Origin of the sequence: Siccirubricoccus soli, assembly GCF_024178315.1 — a bacterium.
GTDB classification, from domain to species: Bacteria; Pseudomonadota; Alphaproteobacteria; order Acetobacterales; family Acetobacteraceae; genus Siccirubricoccus; species Siccirubricoccus soli.
In genome coordinates this window covers 1-3622 of the sequence record NZ_JAMZIK010000280.1, presented here as the reverse complement: position 1 = coordinate 3622, position 3622 = coordinate 1, and the positions used below count along the sequence as shown (strand labels likewise).

Annotated in this window: 2 protein-coding genes and 1 pseudogene; all 3 read left to right on the top strand. The window is 72.0% G+C overall.

Annotated features, from left to right (window positions below):
• Nucleotides 1-159: 159 nt before the first annotated feature.
• Nucleotides 160-1329, top strand: a complete 1170-nt coding sequence (locus NJ376_RS28280) for a deoxyguanosinetriphosphate triphosphohydrolase (protein WP_252956687.1) — start codon at nt 160-162, stop codon at nt 1327-1329.
• A gap of 109 nt (nt 1330-1438) precedes the next feature.
• The gene (gene argS / locus NJ376_RS28275) at nt 1439-3223 is read left to right on the top strand and encodes an arginine--tRNA ligase (RefSeq protein ID WP_252956686.1); all 1785 of its coding nucleotides are present in this window, start codon (nt 1439-1441) and stop codon (nt 3221-3223) included.
• Nucleotides 3220-3622, top strand: a pseudogene (locus NJ376_RS28270) (hypothetical protein); the annotation flags it as partial. The gene argS and the pseudogene NJ376_RS28270, both read left to right, overlap by 4 nt.

Here is a 3622-nt window from a genome sequence, read left to right as displayed (position 1 = left end):
GCTCCGCGGCGGGGGCCGTCTTGCCGCTCCGCGGCGGGGGCCGTCTTGCCGCTCCGCGGCGGGGGCCCGTCTTGCCGCTCCGCGGCGGGGGCCCGTCTTGCCGCTCCGCGGCGGGGGCCGGCCTTGCCGCTCCGCGGTGGGGCTGCCAGTGTCCTGCCCATGTCGGCAGAGTCCCGCGCCCAGGAACGCGCCCCTTGGGCCGTCCGCCCCGATGCCTCCCGCGGCCGGCTGCATCCGGAGCCGGGCGGCGATGCGCGCTCGCCCTTCCAGCGGGACCGGGACCGGATCATCCACACCGGCGCCTTCCGCCGGCTGCAATACAAGACCCAGGTCTTCGTCTTCCACGAGGGCGACTATTTCCGCACCCGCCTGACCCACAGCATCGAGGTGGCGCAGATCGCCCGGGCCCTCGCCCGCCGCCTCCGGCTGGACGAGGATCTGGCGGAGGCGCTGGCGCTGGCGCATGACCTTGGCCATCCCCCCTTCGGCCATGCCGGGGAGGAGGCGCTGGACAGCCAGATGCGCCCCTATGGCGGCTTCGACCACAATGCCCAGTCGCTGAAGGTGGTGACGGCTCTGGAGGCCCGCTACGCCGCCTTCGACGGGCTGAACCTGAGCTGGGAGACGCTGGAGGGCCTGGCCAAGCACAACGGCCCGGTCCGCCGCCCCTCCGCCTACCTGGCGGAGTATGACCGGCTGCACCCGCTGGAGCTGACCAGCCATGCCTCGGCCGAGGCGCAGGTGGCGGCGCTGGCGGACGACATCGCCTACAACAACCACGATCTGGATGACGGCGTCCGGGCGCGGCTCTTCACGCTGGAGGAGGCGGCGGCGCTGCCCCTGATCGGGGAAGCCTATGAGGCGGCCCGCGCCGCCCATGCCGGCATGGCACGGGACCGGCTGGTGACGGAGACGGTGCGGCGCGTCATCAATGCCATGGTCGAGGATGTCGTGGCGGAGACCGAGCGCCGGATCGCCGCCCTGGCGCCGAAGAGCGCCGACGACATCCGCGCCGCCGCGGCGCCGGTGGTGGCCTTCTCCGCCCCGATGCAGGCGATGAACCAGGATGTGCGGGAATTCCTGTTCCAGCGCATGTATCGCCACTGGCGGGTGAACCGGGCGATGCAGAAATCCAAGCGTGTCAGCCAGTTGCTGTTCCAGCTCCTGCATGGCGAGCCGCGGATGCTGCCGCCGGACTGGCAGGCGCGGGCCGGAGAGCCGGGCAGCGCCGAATGCGCCCGGCTGGTCTGCGACTACATCGCGGGAATGACGGACCGCTTCGCCCTGGAGGAGCACAGGCGGCTGACGGACCCGAACATTCCAGGCTGAGGGTCGGCCCCCGTTCGCGGGCCGGAAATTTGGCCGGGCGGAGGATGGCCAGGGGGCCGAACCTCGCCCGCCGTGGCACCCCGCCCCGCGCCGCGCTAAACCCCGCCCCATGCCGAGCCACGATATCTTCGCCGCCCTCCGCACCCGCGTGGTGGACGCCCTTGCCGCCCTGCTGCCCGAGCTGCCGCCGGAGGCCTTCGCCCGCGTGCTGGTGGAGCCGCCCCGCGACCCCTCCCATGGCGACATGGCGACCAATGGCGCGCTCGTCGTCGGCAAGGCGGCGAAGCAGGCGCCGCCCAAGCTGGCCGCCGCCCTGGCCGAGAAGCTGGCGGCGCTGCCGGAGGTGGAGAGCGCCAGCCCGGCCGGCCCCGGCTTCGTCAATCTCCGCCTGCGGGAATCCTTCCTCCGCGCCCAGCTCCCGGTCATCCTCGACGCGGCGGAGCGGTACGGGGACGGCGCCACCGGCGCCGGCCGCCGGGTCGATGTGGAATATGTCTCCGCCAACCCCACCGGGCCGATGCATGTTGGCCATTGCCGCGGCGCGGTGGTGGGGGATGCGCTGGCGAACCTGCTGGCCAAGGCCGGCTACGACGTCACCAAGGAATACTACATCAACGATGCGGGCGCGCAGGTCCAGGCGCTCGGCTACGCCGCCTATTGGCGCTACCTGCAGGCCCTCGGCACCAGGATGACCGAGGAGGAGTACGCCCAGCTGGTGCCCGGCGGGCTGCAGTATCGCGGCGAATACCTCATCCCGGTCGGCGAAGCGCTGCGCGAACGCTTCGGCGATTCGCTCGCCACCCGGGACGAGATCCATGGCATCGGCATGGCCGGCCCGGATCACTGGCTCGCCACGGTCCGCGAATTCACCGTTGCCCGGATGATGGAGGCGATCCGCGAGGACCTCGCCGCCCTCGGCGTGGTGCAGGACGTCTTCATCTCCGAGGCCCAGCTCGTCCGCGAGGGCAAGCTGGAGCAGGCGGAAGCGCTGCTCGCCGCCAAGGACCTCATCTATCGCGGCGTCCTCGAGCCGCCGAAGGGCAAGACGCCGGAGGATTGGGAGCCGCGCGAGCAGACCCTGTTCCGTGCCACGCAATTCGGCGATGAGGTGGACCGGCCGCTGCGCAAATCGGACGGCAGCGGCACCTACTTCGCCAACGACATCGCCAACCACCTGCACAAGATCGAGCGCGGCTTCGACGAGCTGGTGCATGTCTGGGGCGCCGACCATGGCGGCTATGTAAAGCGCATGCAGGCGGCCGTCGCCGCGCTCTCGGACAAGCGGGTGCCATTGGACGTGGTGCTCACCCAGATCGTGCATGTGGTGAAGGACGGCCAGCCGGTGCGCATGTCGAAGCGCGCCGGCACCTACATCACCTTGCGCGACCTGATCGACGAGGTGGGCCGCGACGCCGTCCGCTTCACCATGCTGACGCGCAAATCCGATGCGCAGATGGAGTTCGACCTCGACAAGGTGGTGGAGCAGTCGCGCGACAACCCGGTCTTCTACGTGCAGTACGCCCATGCCCGTTGCCGCTCCGTGCTGCGCCAGGCGGAGGATCCGGCGCCCGGCTCCCTGGCCGAGGCGCCGCTGGAGGTCCTGACGGATGCCGCGGAACTCGCCCTGATCCGCCGGCTGGTGCAATGGCCGCGCACCGTGGAGGCTGCTGCCCTGGCCCGCGAGCCTCACCGGATCGCCTTTTTTCTCCATGACTTGGCGAGCGACTTTCATGTACTATGGAACAGGGGTCGGGAGGACACGACCCTGAGGTTCATCCGGGCCGAGGAGCCCGAGGCGACGCGCGCCCGCTTGGCTCTGGTCGCGGCGACCGCCACGGTCATCCGGTCCGGCCTCGCGGTGATGGGGGTCACGCCCGTCGAGGAGATGCGGTGAGCGATATTGCGGTTCCCTCTTGGCGGGCGCGGCCGGAACGGCCCGCCGCCGTCTCCTGGCGCATGCTGGCTTTCGCCGGCGGGGCGCTCGGCGTGGTGGCGGTGGCCGGGGCGGTGGCCTGGGGCGTCTCCCGCAGCGGCGCGCCCCGCATCATCCCGGTGATCGAGCCGGATGGCCGGCCGGTGAAGATCCGGCCGGAGAATCCGGGCGGGCTGCAGGTGCCGAACCAGGACCAGCTGGTGCTGGAACCCGCCGCGGTGCGCCGCGCTGCCGAACGCCTTGCCGGCGTCAATGCCCGGCTGGCCGAGGGGCCGGAGGCGCCGGCGCTGGAGCAGCTCCGCCGCCAGGCCGCCCCGCCCGAGCCGCCGCCTTCGCCCGCCGCCGAGGCGCCCGCCGCGC